This window comes from Pseudomonas sp. S12(2018), from assembly GCF_024355235.1.
GTDB lineage: Bacteria > Pseudomonadota > Gammaproteobacteria > Pseudomonadales > Pseudomonadaceae > Aquipseudomonas > Aquipseudomonas palmensis.
Genome location: NZ_QLAD01000006.1, coordinates 21,604 through 40,212 on the forward strand (window position 1 = coordinate 21,604; position 18,609 = coordinate 40,212).

Here is an 18,609-nt window from a genome sequence, read left to right on the forward strand (position 1 = left end):
TGGGGTAGTGGTGTGAGAGGGAGTCTAGATACGGAACGATAGGGCCGGTAGACGCGTAATTTGCACGTGAGCGTCCTGTTTTGTGAACGATGATTGCAGCGTTCATTGTCAAACGCACAGGGTAGTGGGCAACGTTTCGATGGTGTGATTTGTTAACCTGAGCGTAATGATTCGTCAGCCTGCTTGATTGATGCTCTGGCCGTGTAGTTTCACAGTGTGCCCACTACAGCGAAGACGCGTGGAGTGAGCATGACAACAACAATCTACCCCGACCCGCGCTGGTCGAGTCGCCGCGCTGCCAAGCAGCAGCGATTGCAAAGCGTGCAAGCGTTCGCCGATGGCGTGGTATTGCCCACCGAACGGATCGTCGAGGCCCTTGAGGCGCTGATGTTGCCCGGCGACCGGGTGGTGCTCGAAGGCAACAACCAGAAACAGGCCGATTTTCTGTCTCGCGCGCTGGCCAGGGTCGACCCCGCCAAGCTGCATGATCTGCACATGATCATGCCCAGCGTCGGGCGCCCCGAGCACCTGGACCTGTTCGAGCGCGGCATTGCGCGCAAACTCGACTTTTCGTTCGCGGGCACCCAGAGCCTGCGCATCAGCCAGTTGCTCGAAGACGGGCTGCTGGAAATCGGCGCGATCCATACCTACATCGAGCTGTATGCCCGGCTGGTGGTCGACCTGACCCCCAACGTGGTGCTGTCGGCAGGGTTCATGGCCGATCGCCAGGGCAACATCTACACCGGCCCGAGCACCGAAGACACCCCGGCGCTGATCGAGCCGGCGGCGTTCAGCGATGGCATCGTCATCGTCCAGGTCAACCAGCTGGTAGAGGATGCGAGCGATCTGCCACGGGTGGACATCCCGGCCTCCTGGGTCGATTTCGTGGTGGTCGCCGACCAGCCGTTCTATATCGAGCCGCTGTTTACCCGCGACCCCCGGCACATCAAGCCGGTGCATGTGTTGATGGCGATGATGGCGATCCGCGGCATCTACGAGAAGCACAACGTGCAGTCGCTGAACCACGGCATCGGCTTCAACACCGCTGCCATCGAGCTGATCCTGCCGACTTATGGCGAATCCCTGGGCCTCAAGGGCAAGATCTGCCGTAACTGGACCCTCAACCCCCACCCCACGCTGATACCGGCAATCGAGAGCGGCTGGGTCCAAAGCGTGCACTGCTTCGGTACCGAGCTGGGCATGGAACAGTACATCGCCGCGCGCCCGGACGTGTTTTTCACCGGGCGCGATGGCTCGCTGCGGTCCAACCGCATGCTCTGCCAGCTGGCCGGGCAGTACGCCGTGGACCTGTTCATCGGCGCTACCCTGCAAGTGGACGGCGACGGCCATTCCTCCACCGTCACCCGCGGCCGCCTGGCCGGCTTTGGCGGTGCGCCGAACATGGGCCACGACCCGCGTGGCCGGCGGCATGCCACCCCAGCCTGGCTGGACATGCGCCTTGAGCAGGATGGCGCCCCGCAAGCACTGCTGGAGCGCGGCAGAAAGCTGGTGGTACAGATGGTCGAAACCTACCAGGAGGGCGGCAAGCCGACCTTCGTGCCGACCCTGGACGCCATCGACGTCGCCAGAAAATGCGGCATGCCGCTGGCGCCGATCATGATCTACGGCGACGACGTCACCCACCTGCTTACCGAAGAAGGCATCGCCTACCTGTACAAGGCGCGTTCGCTGCAGGAGCGCCAGGCCATGATTGCCGCCGTGGCCGGGGTGACCGCCATTGGCCAGCAACACGACCCCAAGGACACCCAGCGCATGCGCCGCGAAGGGCTGATCGCCTGGCCCGAAGACCTGGGCATCCGGCGCACCGATGCCACCCGCGAGCTGCTGGCGGCCAAGAGCGTCGCCGACCTGGTGCAATGGTCGGGCGGCCTGTACGCCCCGCCCGCCAAATTCAGGAGCTGGTAATGCACGCACTCAATCTGAACACCCGCCCGGTGTCGCTCAGCGAACAATTGGCCGACTTTGCCGTTGATGCGCTGATCGACGAAGCGGACCTGTCACCCAAGCCGGCCCTGGTGGACCGGCGCGGCAGTGGCGCGCACAGCGACCTTGACCTGGGCCTGATGCACGCGTCGGCGCTGACGCTGTGGCCGGCCTTCAAGGCCATGGCCGATGCAGCCCAGGGCCTGGGCGAGATCGGCCTGGCGCTGCGTGAGGCCATCGGCGCCGTGGGCCGCGAAGGCGAACAGGCGATGCTGGCAACCACCGCCGGCGTCAATACCCACCGTGGCGGCATCTGGGCGCTGGGCCTGCTGGTGACTGCAGCCGCCCTGGCGCCAGGCCAACTGGGCGCCTCGGCGGTGTGCACCCGTGCCGCGCGCCTGGCCTTGCTCGATGATCGCCATGCCCCTTGCGTTGCCAGTCACGGCCGGCAGGTCAGCCAGCGGTACGGCACCGGTGGGGCCCGTGAACAGGCGCAACAGGGGTTTCCAGCGGTGCTGCTGCACGGTTTGCCGCAACTCAAGCGCAGCCGCGCTGCAGGCCATGGCGAGCAGAACGCCCGGCTCGATGCCTTGCTGGCGATCATGGCCCGGCTGCAGGACACCTGCGTGCTGTACCGCGCTGGCCTGCACGGCCTGGCACTGATGCAGGACGGTGCCCAGGCCGTGCTGGATGCCGGGGGCAGCGCAAGCCTGGCCGGGCGGCGGCGTCTGCTGGCGCTGGACCGGCAACTGCTGCAGTGCAATGCCTCGCCCGGTGGCGCCGCCGATCTGCTCGCGGCGTGCCTGTTGATCGATCGCCTGGAGCAGGGCGAGCTGAATGTTCAGGGAGCATGCTGATGGAAACCTTGAGTTTTGAATTCCCCGCCGGCCAGCCTGGCCGCGGGCGCACGTTGGTGGGCTGTGTCGGCTCCGGGGACCTGGAAGTGCTGATAGAGCCTGGCCCTGCCGGCACCTTGAGCATCGCCGTGCAGACATCCGTCGATGGCAGCGCGACGCGCTGGCAGCAGGTGTTTGCGCGAATTTTCGAAGGGCGTACGCCACCGGCGCTGCGCATCGATATCCATGACTTCGGCGCCACCCCCGGTGTGGTTCGCCTGCGTCTGGAGCAGGGCCTGGAGGAGATCGACCATGACTGACCCTACCCAGTTGCTGCACAAGCGCAGCTTCGTCGAGCTGAGTGCTCGCCAGCGCGCTCGAGCGCTGCTCGACAGTGGCAGCTTTCGCGAGCTGATCGACCCGTTCGAACGGCTGATGTCGCCTTGGCTGGCCAAGCAGGGGGTGGTGCCCCAGGCCGACGACGGGGTGGTGATTGCCAAGGGCCTGGTCGACGGCCTGCCGGTGGTGGTTGCGGCCATCGAAGGTGCTTTTCAGGGCGGTAGCCTGGGCGAGGTGGGGGGCGCCAAGATCGCCGGCGCGCTGGAGCTGGCTGCCGACGACAACCGCAAAGGCATTGCCACCCGCGCCCTGCTGTTGCTGGAGACCGGCGGCGTGCGCCTGCAGGAAGCCAACCTCGGCCTGGCGGCGATTGCCGAGATTCATGCCGCCATCGTCGACCTGCGCCAGTACCAGCCGGTGATCGGCGTGATTGCCGGCAGTGTCGGCTGCTTTGGCGGCATGTCGATTGCCGCCGGCCTGTGCAGTTACCTGGTGGTTACCCAGGAGGCACGCCTGGGCCTGAACGGGCCGCTGGTGATCGAGCAGGAGGCGGGTGTGGAGGAGTACGACTCGCGAGACCGGCCGTTCATCTGGAGCCTGACCGGAGGCGAACAACGTGTTGCCTGCCAGTTGGCCGACCGCTATGTGGCCGACGAGGTCAGCCAGATTCGCAGCGAGGTCAGTGCGCTGTTGCAGCAAGGCCTGCCGCCTGTGCCGCGCAGTCAGCAGTCTGGCTATTACCTGCAGCGCCTGAAAGCGCTGGACACCACGGCGCCAATCGACCCCGCGACGGTTCGCCACCTGTATCAAGGAGAACGCTGATGACTGCCTGTTCACTGCGTGGCCTGCACTGGTTCCAGGCCCTGGGCCGCGACGCCGTCGAGGCCAACGACGTACCGCCTTCGTTGAGGGTCGCCGATGGTCGGCTGGGGGAGTGGCCGGTGCGCTATCTGGCCGTGGTGGCCGATGCGCATAACCGCTTTGTTCGCGCACGCCAGGGCGAAGTCGGCCTGGTGGAAGGCTGGGGACTGGCCCAGGCGGTGGAGCAGGCCATCGCCGCTGACCGCGACCAGTCTTGCAAGCGGGTGCTGGTCGCGATTGTCGATGTGCCGAGCCAGGCCTATGGTCGGCGCGAAGAAGCGCTAGGCATTCATCAGGCCCTGGCCGCTGCCGCCGACAGCTATGCCCGTGCTCGCCTGGCCGGGCACCCGGTGATCGCGCTGCTGGTAGGCAAGGCGATGTCCGGGGCGTTTCTGGCCCATGGCTACCAGGCCAATCGGCTGATCGCGCTGGCCGATGACGGAGTCATGGTGCATGCCATGGGCAAGGCCTCGGCGGCGCGGGTCACGCTGCGCAGTGTCGAGGAACTCGAAGCCCTGGCTGCCAGCGTGCCGCCGATGGCCTATGACATCGACAGTTACGCAAGCCTGGGGCTGTTGTGGCGAACCCTGACTGTCAGCGATGCCGAGCACCCTTCGATGGCCGATCTCGGGCGGGTGGTGGAATGCCTGATCGAGGCGGTCAAGGACATCCAGCGCAGCGGCCCCGACCTCAGTTGCCGGCTTGGTGCCAGCAATCGCGCCGCGTCGAGCCGGGTGCGCGAATTGTTGCGCGCCCAGTGGTAACGGCCATGAACCCGTACTTGCCTCACGACCTGCTCTGGACCACCGCCCTGGACGGGTTGCCGGCCGATGCGCCGGTCTGGGCGGTGAACGTGCTGCAGCAGGGGCGACCGGTGGTGGTGCGGCGGGCCGAGGGTGCGCCGGGCCAGGTGGCCGTGGGCCTGCGTGGCAGCAACCGCGAACAGCGTTACGCGAGCTGGATACCGGCAAGCAGCGTGCAGCGTCAGGTGAGCCCTGAACAGCTCGCGGCGTACCCGACAGGCACCCGGCAATGGCCGGCGCTGCAGGCCCTGGCGCAACTTAGGCCGGTGCTCGACGCGACGGGGCTGGTGTGGGGCGTCAGCGGCAGCGCGGGTTATGAGCTCGCCTGCGGGGTGGCGGTTCTGCATCAGCACAGTGACCTCGACCTGATTCTGCGTACCCCCGTGCCGATGTCGCGGCTGGCGGCGCGGCAACTGCTGGAGCGTCTGCGGACTCCGCTGTGCCGCATCGATGTTCAACTGCAGACACCCGGCGGCGCCGTAGCCCTGGGCGAGTGGGCCGGCGATGCGCGCCAGGTACTGCTCAAGGCCAGCACCGGCGCCTGCCTGGCGGCTGACCCGTGGCAGATAACGGAGCGCCGGGCATGAGCTGCTGGCTGGTGTTCCCGGGGCAGGGCGCGCAGAAGCCGGGGATGCTGCATGGCCTGGCCGATGAACCACTGGTGCGCGAGAGCATCGCCGAGGCCTCGGCGGTACTCGGCGAGGACGTGATGCAGCTGGATTCGGCAGCGGCGCTGGCGTCTACCCGTGCAGTGCAGCTGTGCCTGCTGGTGGCCGGGGTGGCCTGTGCCCGATTGCTGTTGCAACAGGCACCCGCACCGGCCTATGTGGCGGGGCTGTCGATCGGGGCGTATCCGGCGGCTGTGGTGGCGGGTGCGTTGAGTTTTGCCGATGCCCTGAAGCTGGTCAGCCTGCGCGCAGAGTTGATGCAGCAGGCCTGGCCCCATGGCTATGGCATGACCGCCCTCATCGGCCTGGAGCCTGCGCGCGTCGAAGCGTTGCTGGCGCAGGTGCACAGCGCGGCGACACCGGTGTACCTGGCCAACATCAATGCCGATAACCAGGTGGTGATCGCCGGCAGCGATGCGGCCATGGCCGATGTTGTCGACCGCGCGCGCAGCGCCGGCGTGGTGATCGGCAAGCGCCTGGCCGTGAGCGTGCCGTCGCATTGCCCGTTGCTGGAGTCCGCCGCCCGGTTGCTGGCCGCAGCGTTCGAACAGGTGAACGTGCGCGCACCGCAGCTGGGTTACCTGAGCAGCAGTCGGGCCAGGCCGCTGTACAGCGGCGAAAGCATTCGCGATGAACTGGCCTTCAACATGTGCCGGATCGTCGACTGGCGCGCAACGCTGCAAGGCGCCTACGAACGCGGTGTACGCCTGCAGATCGAACTGCCGCCGGGGCAGGTCCTCACCGGTCTTGCCCGGCGCGTGTTCAGCCAGGGCACCACCCTGTGCTTTGAAGGTACCCGCCTGGATACCCTTGTTTCCCTCATGCAACGGGAGGGCCGGCGCCACCTCTGAACCTGCACTGTTTTGCCCGATACAAAAACAACAATTGAAGGCGGTATACCCTGGAGGACAACAACAATGATTATTTACGGTGTGGCTTTACTGGCGATCTGCACGCTGGTGGGCATTGTGGCAGGTGATCTGCTGGGCGCGTTGATGGGCGTGCAATCGAACGTCGGCGGGGTCGGTATCGCGATGCTGCTGCTGATCTTCGTGCGCCTGTACATGCATCGTCATGGTGGCTTGAGCAAGGAGTGCGAGCTGGGCGTGGGCTTCTGGGGCGCAATGTACATTCCGGTGGTGGTGGCCATGGCGGCGCAACAGAACGTTGTCACGGCCCTGCACGGCGGACCGATGGCGGTGCTGGCGGCCATCGGCTCGGTGCTGCTGTGCGGCGCGACCATCGCGCTGATCAGCCGCACGCACAAGGGCGAGCCGTTGCCGGCCGAACCGCTGGATGTACTGCCATCGACCAACGGGGGGCATTGATATGTTGGACGTCATCATCAAGGGCCTGGAACACAATGGCCTGATCACGGCCTTCGCGTTTGTCGGGGTTATCATGTGGGTCTCGGTGGTGCTGTCCAGGCGCCTGACCTTTGGCCGCGTTCACGGCTCGGCAATCGCCATCGTGATAGGCCTGGTGCTGGCCTGGGTGGGTGGCACCCTGACCGGTGGGCAGAAGGGTCTGGCGGACCTGGCGCTGTTTTCCGGCATCGGCCTGATGGGCGGCGCCATGCTGCGCGACTTCGCCATCGTGGCCACCGCGTTCGAGGTGCAGGCCACCGAGGCGCGCAAGGCCGGCATGGTCGGGGCGCTGGCCCTGGTGCTGGGCACCCTACTGCCCTTTATCGTCGGCGCCTGCGTTGCCTGGGCGTTCGGCTACCGTGATGCGGTGAGCATCTCGACCATCGGCGCCGGCGCGGTGACCTATATCGTGGGGCCGGTGACCGGTGCCGCGATTGGGGCCAGCTCCGAGGTGGTTGCGCTGTCGATTGCCACGGGGCTGATCAAGGCGATTCTGGTGATGGTCTGCACGCCCTTCGCGGCGCGCTGGATGGGGCTGGACAATCCACGCTCGGCCATGGTGTTCGGTGGCCTGGCGGGTACGGTCAGCGGTGTGACGGCGGGGCTGGCGGCGACGGATCGGCGGCTGGTGCCCTACGGCGCGCTGACAGCCACGTTCCATACCGGGCTGGGTTGCCTGCTGGGGCCATCGCTGCTGTATTTCGTGGTTCGCGGCCTGGTCGGGGCATGAGCCTGCGCCCCTTGCCCGACAGGGCAGGGGGCTCAACCCTGGGCGTGACGGCCAGCATACAGGCGGCATTCGGCCAACAGGGCCAGCAGGTTCGGATCACGCTCCTTGGCCTTGAGAAACACCACGCCGATTCGCTGCTGCAGGCTGTAGCGCGCCTGCAGCGGTATCAACTTCACCCGGTTCTCATACACCGCGGCAATCCGTCCTGGCAGCAGGGCATAGCCCACCCCGGAGCTGACCATGCTGAGCAAGGTGAAGATATCGTTCACCTGCATCGCCACCTTCGGCGCGAATCCCGCCTGATCGAACACCCTGACGCCATCGCGGTGCGTGGCAAAGCCCTGGGTCAGGGTAATGAAGGTCGAGTCGCGCAGCTCGGCCAGGTCGACATCGGCGTGGGAAGCGAAGGGCGAGTCGACCGAGGTGGCGAGAAAGATATCGTCGCTGAACAGCTCGATCGACTCGCAGTCCGGGTCATGGGTGGTTTCGTCCAGTGAAACCAGAATCGCATCGGCCTCCATGTTCTTGAGCTTGTACAGCAGGTCGAAGTTGGAGCCCAGGATCAGGTCGATGTTGAGCTCGCTACGGCGGATCTTCAGGCCCATGATCAGCTGCGGCACCGTCTTGACCGTCAAGGAGTACAACGAGCCCAGCTTGAATCGTTCAGCGGAAAAGCCTGCGGCCTCGCGGGTCAGGCGCACCGTATCGACCACATCCTGCACCAGCTTTTGCGTACGTTCCTCGAGCACATAGGCGCTTTCCAGCGGCGTGAGGTTGCGCCCCTCATGCTTGAACAGCGGGCAGCGCAGGGCGCTTTCCAGCGAATGGATGGCCCTGTGTACGCTCACATTGCTGGTTTGCAGCTCGGCCGCTGCCCGGGACAGGTTGCCAGTGCGCATGAATGCGAGAAACACTTCGAGCTTTTTCAGGGTGAGCTCTTCATCGATCAGCATGATCGGGCCCCTAGCGAAAGTTGAACCACAGGCTGTGAGTGGAATAGCCCGTGCATGATGGATGGGCGGGCACACAGTAATCAATGTTCGGATGGTTAATGCCAGCGTAACGAATCGTGCCTTGGGTTGAATGATGGGCGGGGTTGTCGCGTGCAGTCTTGCCCAGCTGGTGCGCCGAAATGTCGCAGGTTCGGCGGGCCTGAACGGCTTGGCATTCTGGCGTTATCTCTTAGGATGGCCGGTTGCCGAAAGAACCGTCATGGCAATCGCCATGAAGGGCTTTCATCCTTTGCATATCAAGTGTGGTGAAGATGAACAGGCCTTTCATTTCGCTGTGCCCTGAAATTACCCGGGCACATGCGCTGACGTTGATGGACTGGTTGGAAGACGAACGTGTTACCTGCTATCTGAGTGATTCGCGTGATGTTTCTCGCTCCATCGAACAAGCCATCGATCGGACTCAATTGCCGATCCTGACCCATCTATTCAATCGGGGCGGCCGATTCTTCATGGCCTATGACCGACATGACGCCCCCGTCGGCTTTGTCCGCCTCGTCAAGACTGGCTCCAACTGCGAGATCGTCCTGGTCATCGGAGACAGCGACAAGTGGGGCCGAAACCTTGGCGCCCGTACGATTCGTGAAGGCATGAAACTGGCCTTCCTCGACATGCGGGCCAAGAAGCTCATCGCCAAGATCCACCCGGACAACACGCGCTCGCTGAAAGCCTTTGTACGCAGCGGCTTTGTGCTGGAGAGCGAAACGCCGACATTGAAGTCATTTGCCATGACGATGGGGCGCTACCTCACGCTCTTGCGCGAAGGTGCCGTGGGCGACTCCACCGGGATCTACATCACAGAAATCGACAAGGCCAGGCTCGAGGGCCTGATCGCGCTAGAGGAAGGCCCGACCGTGGTGGAACTCGAGCATGAGCTCGAGCGGGCCATCGTCGTGAAGCCGCAGCAGGTGGCGCGCAATGTCGTCACGATGAACTCCAGGGCCTTGTTGCAGCTGGACGACGAGGAGATCGAAGTGGCGTTGGTCTACCCCGAAGACGCGGACAGCAGCACCGGCAAGCATTCGGTGTGTTCCGACATCGGCGCCGCCATCCTCGGCTATCAGGAGGGGGACGCCATCGACTGGCGAATCGCTGATCGAACCCGCCGGATCGAGATCCGGAAGGTGCTCTATCAGCCCGAGGCTGCGGGGCATTTCCACCTGTAGTTGCACTTTCAGTGGATGGTGGCGATACAGTGGCTATGCTTGGCGTTTCGCAACCCGGCTCCACGAGCCACCTGATGCTCGATTCCAAGGACGGACCATGCACGCTGAAAGGGATAGTACAAACATAACCGGTGTGATTAGAGCCTACGGCGCAAGGTCTCTTGAGACCGAGCCTGCCTGGGCTGCATTGAATGACACTGGCGGTGCGAGCGCCGCGATTGGCGATGACGGGAATGAGGCTGCTGAAAGTACCGACAAGGACGCTTTCGGCCGCGCCATGAAGATGAAGGCTGCCCTTGACCCGTTCAGAGGCTTTGCGTGAGTGCGCAAGTCTGGATGGCGAAATATGGTGCCCTGCGCACCACGCCAGAGGCTGCAGGCAATGGTTGCGCGCAGCAGACCGTATCGGTGCTGCTGGAGGAAGGCTGTACCCTGTGCGATCAGGGCGAGTTCGATGCCGCACAGGCATGCTTCCGTGCCGCTGTGCAGCAGTGTCCTGACTGGGCTGTTGGCCATAACAACCTGGGTTGGGCCTTGCAGCAATCGGGGCGCAACGAGGACGCAATTTCGAGCTACAAGGCTGCGATCAGCCTGCAGCCTGCCTTCGACCTGGCCAGGGCCAACCTGGCCTTTTTGCTGGCCACGCTGTATGGCCACATGGGCCAGCACGATTCGGCCCGTGGCATGTGGAAGGTCCTCCGCGAACTGTACCCGCGCGATCCAGAGATCCTGGAGCAACTCGTCAGCACTTCATTGCGTACTCACGACCTTGACGCTGCGGGCCTGTGGGCTGCGCACTATGCCTCTGTAGTTCGTGGTGACGAGCCCAGCCTGTCTCAACCCGGTGCCTGCGAAGGGCGTGGTGCTGTACCGAGGGCTTCGCGGGCGAAGCTGGCCCACGACCTGGAGCAGTTACGCTATTTGCGAGACCACCAGCTGATTGGTCCGCGTCTTGAGGCGGAGATTGCTAGCTATGAGGCAGCTCTCCAACCATTCGAACAGCCCAACAGTTTGGCAACACCCCCGGCCAACGTCGCTGCGCTGCCCCCGAGCTACGGGCGTAATGTGCACCAGTTGCAGGCTCCGCGACTGCAAGAAGGGGCCTTGAAGATGAGCCAGGCGCTGCTGCGAGCTGAACGCGATTACCTGGAGAGCCCCCTGGGCCTGGTCGTGATCGACGACTTCCTGTCTGCTGATGCACTGGCGCTTGTGCAGGCGTTCTGTTTGCAGTCCACCATCTGGCATACCGACCGATATGCCCATGGTCGGCTCGGCGCGTTCTTCAGGGAGGGTTTCAATTGCCCGCTTCTGCTGCAGGTTGCCGATGAGATTCGGCGTTGCTTCCCCCAGCTTATCGGCAAGCATCACCCATTGCTTCAGATGTGGGGGTTCAAGTATCAGCATGACCAGCCTGCGACACACCCCCATGCAGACTTTGCCGCTGTGAACGTGAACTTCTGGATCACGCCGGACGAGGCAAACCTTGACCGCGACTCGGGAGGGCTTGTGGTCTACGACGTCGAGGCGCCCTCTGACTGGGATTTCGAAACCTACAATCGCCAAGGTGATCGAATTGCTGCCTTTCTGAAGGAGGCTGGAGCCCGGCGCACAGTCATCCCTTACAGGTGCAATCGCGCTGTGATTTTCAACTCAGATCTGTTCCATGCCACCGCGCCACTGGCTTTCCGGCCGGGCTACCTCAATCAACGGGTCAATGTGACGCTGCTCTTCGGGGAGCGTGGCAGCGCGCCGGGGCAATGAGGCTGCCAGCCCGGTGAGGTAGCCACCGGGCTGGCAGCATCGGCTATTCGCCTTGCGTGCGGATGTCTACCTGCATGCTACCGACGTTGTCCGTCAGGCCCGCACCATAAATCCCGTTGAGGTCATCGTTGATGCACAGTTGCAAGACCCCCGACTGTCCTGCCGGCACCTTGACCTGAGGCCCAACCAGAAACGGTGCGTTGTCGCCAATGCGGCCGATCAGGGCCCCCTCGAACTGGCCGGGCAGGGTATAGCCTTGCTTGGCGCGATAGTTCGTGTTGCCGGCCGGGCCTGTTTTCCCTGTTGCCGGGTTGGAAGTCCAGGAGCCTTGCGCTGCAATCAGGGTGACCTGGCGGCCAGTCACTGTCAGGCCGCTTTGCTGCCAGGCTTGATTGGCCTGAATGGTCACGGTAACCGGATAGAGGATGTTCACTGCATCACTGACGCTGGAGGCGTCGAAACCCGCCTTGCCAAGGGCTTCATTCATCTCGGTGGCCGGTGTGGCTGGCAGCACTTTCGGGTTGAGAATGGTTTTCCCGACGTCAAGCGCGGTCAGGTCCGGATAGGTGGTGTGCAGGATGATTGCGAGTTGGGTCGCGGTCAGGGGCGAGAAAACCTCGATCACGGCTTCGGCCACTGCGGTGTTGTCGGTGGTAGCCCCTCGGGCACGTGACTGGAGCTGGGCCAGTGCCTCTTTGACCGCCTCAAGGGGGCTCAGCCCTTGTTGCTTAAGAGACTGCAGGATGCTGATCAGGGTTTCGGTGCTCATGCTGTTTACCTCTCGTAGTCGCTGTTTGTAATGGGGTGAATGATGCAGTTGAACGGTGGATCTTCTTGCTCGGCATGGCGGCGTCACTGATAAGCGAGCACCAGCGCAGTTGATAGCTCCACAGGCGAGATGGCGGGGTACGCCACCTTGAGGCCTGTCGCGGTGTCCGTTGCGGGGTAACCTGCCTTTGCCATGGCGCGCGCCATCTCTGATACGCCAAGCTGTGGGAATGCCTTCAACAGATTGACTGCGCACAGCTCTCCAGGCACGCCCAGGTCACGCTGGGAGGCGGCAAACTGCAACGGATCGGGATACGCCAGGGCAAGTACGGTCGCCAGCTCAAGAGGTGGGGTATCAGGCCACACAGCAAGCAGGCCATTGCTGGTCTCAATGGCCGGGTAGCCGCCTTGCGCCATGGCGATGGCCAAAGTGTCCGGTGTCAGGTTCGGGAATGCCGCTATCAACTGTGTACCGCACGCGCTCCCCTCGATAATGAGGGCATGCAGCGCGGTGGCCATTTCTGATGCGGTTGCATAGGGCGTAATCGTCACCTCGACGACGGCCGACGGCACGCCCGCTACGTAGTTCACCTGGTCGGCGCCAGGCAGCGCCCAGACCTGCACCTGGTAAACGGAAGGCGAATGCGAAGGGCAGGGTAGAGCGAAGTCTGCATGCTCGACGCCGCTTTCCTCCCGGGCGTGCAGCTCAATAACCAGAGGGGCAGCCCCTTTCTTCTGCGCCAATGCCTGGTAGCGCAATGCACCGGCAACCGAACGCCAGCGCAACGCAACATTGCTGCCGATACTGCTGGCCTGGAAGTCCTGGGGCTGGCCTGGACGTACAAGCGTCAGCGGCTCGCTGTCTGGACTCGCTACGGATGCATGCCCACCCTTGGCCGTTACGCTGAAGCGATAATCCCCCGCTGGGGAAGCCTCTTCGAAAATGAATGCGTATGTCGCAGGTGGGAGCGACTGATCTGCGCCGGGCTCGATCTGGACCCTATCGGTCGCACTCCCGGGCAGGCGGGTAGAGAGCTCGTACGAGGAGGCCCCGGCAATCGGTGGCCAACTCAGCTGCACTCCATATGCTGGCGCCGGGACCGTGGTGTCTGCTTGAGCGCTGGGTTGGGCCGGCGCTGTCAGCCGGTTGAAGGGAGCCGCCGCCCAGCGGGTGGCCGATTGTTCATGAACACCCTGGACCTGGGCCGTGTAAGGGCCTGAAGGCCACTCTGGGCCAAACTCGAACTGGGTCTGCCGGGCCGCACCCGCCAGGTCCGGGTTGTTTAGCAGGATGGTCGCGGCACTGTCGAGCAATTGCGCGTGATAGCGCGCATTGCCCTGGCCACCCCCCCAGGTCAGAGTGACCACACGGTTGGTGATGGTGACTCGCGGATCAACAGGCGGGCTCTGTGTCGCGGTTCCTGTTCCTGTTCCTGTGCCGCCAGTGCCAGTGCCAGTCCCTGTGCCTGTGCCAGCAAAGAAATCTGCAACCGCGACTACGGCCCCGGCGACCAGGGCCCCAGCAGCGCCGGCCCCCGCCTCTGCGGCCGTGGCTGCGGCAAGGGTCTCTGCAGCTGTCGCAACAACAGCATCTGCTGCTACACCGTCGATCAAGGCCTGGCAGGCAAGAGTAGCGGCATAGGAGGCCGCGGCTTTTCCCGCGGTGAGGCCAATGACGGCAGCAATGGCCTCTCGGTTTTTCACCAGGGCTTTGACAAATGATTCAGCTGCTGCAGCCAGAGCACGTTCGATGTAGTTGCCCAACTCGGAAAAGCTGATCGAGTTGGGTAGGGGGATCGACACCAACCCTGGAAATGGAATCGCTACCGCGGTGAGGGAGGTCTGCGCGACGCAGAGCGTATAGGACCCATCGAGGACCAGCGTTACCCCCTCATCATTTTCCTGGGTACCAAACGAGACATTCACGCGGAATTTCGACTGTAGAAGCTTCTCGAAGGCGAACCCGACGAGTTTGCCGCACCCGGCGCTGCCCTGGTCGGAGAGTTTCTGCAGTGTCTTGATGAAATCGATGGCGTTGGTCAGATACTCGAAACTTGGCCAGTTCGTCACCTGGAAGCCACCGTCCTTGCTGTACCGAAGCCCCAGGGATGTGCCAGCGGGCAGGAACGGTGGGTAGTTCGATAGCGCCGTGAGCGTACCGTCGACCTGGGTGTTTCCCTTCGCGTTTCTGGTGGCTTTCACGCGGACGTCGACGCCAAATTGTTCCTGCATGAACCATAGGCTGCCAACGAAACCCATAGAGGATTTCTTCTCGACGGTAGACAGCTCGAACGCAGGCCCGCCGATGGGCTGTGAGGCGCGTGATGCCGCGATGGTCACGATGAAGAGGTCGATGGGCTTGCCCAGGCTGATATCGGCAGTGACGCCATCCTGGGCAATCTGGATCGTGCCGACCACTTCCAGAGTCTTGACGAGTGTCAGGTCGAACAGCGCCCTTATGTTGAACCCATTCTGGTAGTCGATGCTGGCGCTAAGTTGACGATCGGGTAGGTCCCCCTCGGCAGGGCATGAGAATGTCTCCAGTCTTGCGAGTTGGCTTCCAGCGGCCGAGCGGTAATACAGCTCGCTGCCTGCCTTGAAGGTGATGTCGATGAGCGAGGTCGGCCACGGGGCCCCGGGGATGCATTGGTTGAACACATCACCGATCGACAGTGCCTTGTCGACTTTTATGCTGGCCACCTGGGGTTTGCCGTTGTGCAGGTAGATGTACCCGGTCAGCTGGGCTGAGCCGACTCTGACCGTACCCTGGACCTGGAATGTTCGTTGATCTTCGTTGTCGCCATAGCGAGCGAATATCCCGAACACCAGGCGCTGGAAGGAAATGCCACGCATCTGGTCGCCGAAGAGCCTGGTAACGCTTTGATCGGGTTCGGCACTTTTCAAGCAGGCTGAGAAGGTTCTGTTGACCTCGTCCGAGTTCAGTACCCCTTCGAACAGATACTGCTTCTCATCAAAAAGGGACACACGCAGCTTGCCTTTGACATTGAGCTGTCTGGCTTCCTTGAAGCGATATCGAACCTCGACCTCTTCAAAGCCGAACAGCTTGAACAAGCGGATGTTCGGCAAGCTGGCCAAGTAGATCGCGTCACTCACCGCCTTGCCGGCGACAGTCCCTCTAGCCAGCACCGCGGAGAGTGAGAGCTTGTCACCGTCGCCAGAGGGCGAGGCGTACCCTATTTCGATCAGGCTGCCGAACAGCTTGATATCGTCGAGGCTTACCGTCAGCCAAAACCCCGCTGTATTGGTCATCGGCTCGGTGGCCCTGGAGACACTGAGTGGAACCGGCGATTGCGGGAAAATCTTGTCCAAAGAGGTGTTCGGGGGGACCGCCCCGTTGCCGAAATGACTGAATGTGAAGAACCCGGCATCCATCACCCTCAGATATTCGGCCGGAAGCTTGATATCGAAGGCTTTGTTGAGTTCAGCGAGAACATTCCACCCCTGTGCATCCTCTGTTCCCAGGTCTGCATAGATCAGGCTGTACTGGCGTGACAGGTCCAGCTGGCACTTGCTTCGGGCGGCGATCTTGCGACCAAAAATCTCCGACCAGGCAAAGTGCGCCGTAACGCGGATATCCATGGGCGAGGGGCCCTCCCGCAGGCAGGTACATCAATGCGGTGGGGCATAGTGACATGCCCCACCGTGGAGGAGTCAGGCCTAGACTTCGAATTTCCCGTCTTTGTATTTGCCTTCGGAGACTTCAACGTTGAGCGCCTGGACGACCTTGGCGTCACCACCAATGGCGTCGGAGATCAGGTCCATGGGGGGTGCAACTGCAACGTATACCTGGTCGGTGGCGCCGACAGCGACTTCGAGAAGTGTCTGCAGTACCGCGTCTGCGGCTTCGCCTTTGGAGGTGACAGTGAAGATGAACGGCTTATCGGCAGTCGGTGCGGAGTTGGGGATGTTGAGCGAAGCTTTGTAGGTCTTGTTGTCGATCAAAAACTCAGCATTTACTTTGGCACTGATACCCATTCTGAGAGCTCCTTGCTGCATGGACTGGGGGGGGAGGTGGCCACCTTCCTGGTGACGCGACGGTGGCGCTTGGAAAAGTAGTAGGCACTCGGCGATATAGCAAATGGCCACGATCTTTTTTTGCCTCGCTGCAGGTGCGTTGCGGGCGCGGCATTCCTTCGCTCGTGGGCTACCGGGGGGGCCACGCAGGTAAAGAAGGTGTCTGCAGCATCCGTGGCCTGGAAAAATCTGGGAGCACAACGCTGTGCGTCGATCTGCGTCGCGATTTCATGGGCTGCGAAGTTTCGGCCAACTGCCGCAATTGCCCATATTGCCTGCTTGTTCAGGTTGCTCACTGTAGTGGTCTAATGATTCCGGACACCCATTGAGGCGAAAATGCTCGCCATAGAGAGGTGTCTGATGACCAAGCAACGTCGTACCTTTACCCCAGAATTCAAGCGCGAAGCTGCCAGCCTGGTGCTCGACCAAGGCTATAGCTATATCGATGCCGCCCGTTCACTTGGGCTGGTGGAGTCGGCCCTGCGTCGATGGGTCAACCAGCTCCAGCAAGAGCGAGGCGGTGTCACTCCGACCAGCAAGGCGCTGACGCCCGAGCAGCAAAAAATCCAGGAATTAGAAGCCCGAATCAATCGGCTGGAACGGGAAAAATCGATCTTAAAAAAGGCCACCGCGCTCTTGATGGCCGAGGAGCACGAGCGTTCGCGTTAATTGATCAACTTCGTTCTGAAGAGCCTGTTGATCTGTTGTGCTCGGTATTTGAAGTCACCCGGTCTTGCTATTACACGCACTGCCGCAAGCGCCGATCTCCGGACGTTGAGCGATTGGTTTTACGCTGCCGAGTGAACGAGCTGTTCACTCAAAGCCGCAGCGCCGCGGGCAGCCGAAGCATCATGCTCATGATGCGCGCGGACGGCATAGAGATTGGGCGATTCAAGGTGCGCAAGCTGATGAGCGAAATGAAATTGATCAGCAAGCAACCTGGCTCACATGCCTATAAAAAGGCGACGGTGGAGCGGCCGGATATCCCGAACGTGTTGGATCGAGAGTTCACCGTGTCGGCGCCGAATGAGGTCTGGTGCGGTGACATCACGTATGTCTGGGCTCAAGGTCGCTGGCACTATTTGGCGGCTGTGATCGATCTCTTCGCCCGTCGCGTGGTGGGCTGGGCTGGGCGTTTTCATCGAAGCCTGACGCTGACCTGGTTATCAAGGCTTTGGATATGGCCTATGAGCAGCGTGGTCGGCCTCAAAACGTTCTGTTTCACAGCGACCAAGGAAGCCAGTACGGCAGCCGAGGCTTCCGTCAGCGACTGTGGCGCTATCGCTTCAACCAGAGCATGAGTCGACGTGGAAACTGCCACGACAATGCACCGATGGAACGGTTGTTTCGCAGCCTGAAAACGGAATGGATACCGACCGTGGGCTACATGAGCGCTTCGTTAGCACAGCAGGATATCGGCCGGTTTTTGATGCAGCGCTACAACTGGCAACGGCCACATCAATTTAACAGCGGGCTGGCGCCCGCTGTGGCCGAGGAAAAACTTAACGCAGTGTCCGGGATTAGTTGACCACTACAGGAGCGTGGTGAGGCGATCTAGGAACGATCGTGCGCGACCAACAAACTTCAGAAACGACTCAGCCCCTTCTCCATCAATGTAGGACGGATTTGCGTTCGCCCAATACTGGTCGACCCATGCCTTCCGTTGCGCTACGGTGGTGTTCACGCACCTGGTCGGATCTAGGTAGGTGAACTCCTCGATTGGCCATGTTTCGATTAGTGCTTCAGGAAATACGGAGATGGTCGCATCCGCAGTCGCTCGAGCCCGAGAGAAAGGGGAAACAACGATTAACTCAGGTGCACGGCCGACGGATTGCGCCACTCGTTTAGCTTGTTCGATGCCCTTTTCGGTGAGCGGGATACTTGCGTGATCAAGGGTAGCTGCACCGGCATTGGCTGCGCTTTCTCCATGACGCACTAGCCTGACATTCTTCGTTGGCTTACCTGTCGTTTCGCCGACACACGATACCAGTAGCGTTGCTAGGGGCATGGCTGGATTAGGGTAGTGGTGATGGGGTGGCATAAAGACTTCTGAAAGCTCGATCCAGTGAACTCCATTATCGCTTGCATCCAGAGCGAGCTGCTAATTAAGCAGGGAGGGAAGCTGGTCGGCGCATGACATCATGGCGTCTTCCGTACTAGAGAGACGCGTCGTAATCACTGGGCCGTACGTGGTGCCGTCGTCCCTTCGGGCCTTGTGCCCGCCTATGACTGGCGACCCAAACAGCCTGCTATTTTCCTACTTTGATAAGCGCAAAATTATTGAGAATTATGGCAGGGCAATAATTATGGCTGGCCAATAA

General features: G+C 62.1%; 14 protein-coding genes and 3 pseudogenes. 12 read left to right on the forward strand and 5 right to left on the reverse strand.

The genetic code is table 11. From position 1 onward, the window contains the following. Window positions 1–249: 249 nt before the first annotated feature. The 9 genes from mdcA to madM all read left to right on the forward strand — a co-directional run bounded on the left by mdcA (window position 250) and on the right by madM (window position 7,548). Window positions 250–1,926: a malonate decarboxylase subunit alpha gene (gene mdcA / locus DN388_RS15125; protein ID WP_255000827.1), complete on the forward strand. Its 1,677-nt coding sequence runs from the start codon at window positions 250–252 to the stop codon at window positions 1,924–1,926. Next, window positions 1,926–2,801, forward strand: coding sequence for a triphosphoribosyl-dephospho-CoA synthase (locus tag DN388_RS15130; protein WP_043861252.1), 876 nt, complete (start codon window positions 1,926–1,928; stop codon window positions 2,799–2,801). The genes mdcA and DN388_RS15130 overlap by 1 nt, the downstream gene beginning before the upstream one ends. After that, window positions 2,801–3,100 (forward strand): malonate decarboxylase subunit delta, encoded by a 300-nt coding sequence (locus DN388_RS15135; protein WP_088515130.1) that lies wholly within the window; start codon window positions 2,801–2,803, stop codon window positions 3,098–3,100. Before DN388_RS15130 ends, DN388_RS15135 begins: the two co-directional genes overlap by 1 nt. Next, window positions 3,093–3,941: a biotin-independent malonate decarboxylase subunit beta gene (locus DN388_RS15140; RefSeq protein WP_043861253.1), complete on the forward strand. Its 849-nt coding sequence runs from the start codon at window positions 3,093–3,095 to the stop codon at window positions 3,939–3,941. The genes DN388_RS15135 and DN388_RS15140 overlap by 8 nt, the downstream gene beginning before the upstream one ends. Continuing rightward, complete coding sequence (mdcE, locus tag DN388_RS15145; RefSeq protein WP_043861254.1) at window positions 3,941–4,744, forward strand: biotin-independent malonate decarboxylase subunit gamma; 804 nt, start codon at window positions 3,941–3,943, stop codon at window positions 4,742–4,744. Before DN388_RS15140 ends, mdcE begins: the two co-directional genes overlap by 1 nt. Before the next feature lie 5 nt (window positions 4,745–4,749). After that, window positions 4,750–5,370 carry a malonate decarboxylase holo-ACP synthase gene (locus tag DN388_RS15150; protein ID WP_255000832.1) on the forward strand — a complete coding sequence of 207 codons (621 nt, stop codon included), beginning with the start codon at window positions 4,750–4,752 and terminating at the stop codon, window positions 5,368–5,370. Beyond that, window positions 5,367–6,302 (forward strand): malonate decarboxylase subunit epsilon, encoded by a 936-nt coding sequence (gene mdcH / locus DN388_RS15155; protein ID WP_255000840.1) that lies wholly within the window; start codon window positions 5,367–5,369, stop codon window positions 6,300–6,302. The genes DN388_RS15150 and mdcH overlap by 4 nt, the downstream gene beginning before the upstream one ends. A 66-nt stretch (window positions 6,303–6,368) precedes the next feature. Beyond that, on the forward strand, window positions 6,369–6,779 hold the full coding sequence (madL, locus tag DN388_RS15160; RefSeq protein ID WP_088515031.1) for a malonate transporter subunit MadL: 411 nt from the start codon (window positions 6,369–6,371) through the stop codon (window positions 6,777–6,779). Window position 6,780: 1 nt separating this feature from the next. Then, on the forward strand, window positions 6,781–7,548 hold the full coding sequence (gene madM, locus DN388_RS15165) for a malonate transporter subunit MadM (RefSeq protein ID WP_088515030.1): 768 nt from the start codon (window positions 6,781–6,783) through the stop codon (window positions 7,546–7,548). 32 nt (window positions 7,549–7,580) lie between these two features. On the opposite strand, the gene DN388_RS15170 is transcribed toward madM, so the two are convergent. Continuing rightward, window positions 7,581–8,501, reverse strand: coding sequence for a LysR substrate-binding domain-containing protein (locus DN388_RS15170; RefSeq protein WP_255000843.1), 921 nt, complete (start codon window positions 8,499–8,501; stop codon window positions 7,581–7,583). A gap of 259 nt (window positions 8,502–8,760) precedes the next feature. Between DN388_RS15170 and DN388_RS15175 the strand changes: the two are divergent. Both DN388_RS15175 and DN388_RS15180 read left to right on the forward strand, forming a co-directional pair. Next, window positions 8,761–9,724, forward strand: a pseudogene (locus DN388_RS15175) (GNAT family N-acetyltransferase). A 318-nt stretch (window positions 9,725–10,042) separates the two neighbouring features. Beyond that, window positions 10,043–11,485 (forward strand): tetratricopeptide repeat protein, encoded by a 1,443-nt coding sequence (locus DN388_RS15180; protein WP_255000854.1) that lies wholly within the window; start codon window positions 10,043–10,045, stop codon window positions 11,483–11,485. A gap of 43 nt (window positions 11,486–11,528) precedes the next feature. Here the strand turns inward: DN388_RS15180 and DN388_RS15185 are convergent, their stop codons facing one another. From DN388_RS15185 to DN388_RS15195, 3 genes are all read right to left on the reverse strand, one after another. Then, the gene (locus tag DN388_RS15185; protein ID WP_100632749.1) at window positions 11,529–12,254 is read right to left on the reverse strand and encodes a hypothetical protein; all 726 of its coding nucleotides are present in this window, start codon (window positions 12,252–12,254) and stop codon (window positions 11,529–11,531) included. 83 nt (window positions 12,255–12,337) lie between these two features. Beyond that, window positions 12,338–15,853 carry a hypothetical protein gene (locus DN388_RS15190; RefSeq protein WP_255000856.1) on the reverse strand — a complete coding sequence of 1,172 codons (3,516 nt, stop codon included), beginning with the start codon at window positions 15,851–15,853 and terminating at the stop codon, window positions 12,338–12,340. Window positions 15,854–15,931: 78 nt separating this feature from the next. Continuing rightward, window positions 15,932–16,249 (reverse strand): hypothetical protein, encoded by a 318-nt coding sequence (locus DN388_RS15195; protein ID WP_054914501.1) that lies wholly within the window; start codon window positions 16,247–16,249, stop codon window positions 15,932–15,934. A gap of 399 nt (window positions 16,250–16,648) precedes the next feature. On the opposite strand from DN388_RS15195, the pseudogene DN388_RS15200 reads away from it, so the two are divergent. Then, window positions 16,649–17,816, forward strand: a pseudogene (locus DN388_RS15200) (IS3 family transposase). A gap of 18 nt (window positions 17,817–17,834) precedes the next feature. Here DN388_RS15200 and DN388_RS15205 read toward each other — a convergent pair. Continuing rightward, a pseudogene (locus DN388_RS15205) lies at window positions 17,835–18,296 on the reverse strand (phosphoglycerate mutase family protein); the annotation flags it as partial. Between the last annotated feature and the right edge of the window lie 313 nt (window positions 18,297–18,609).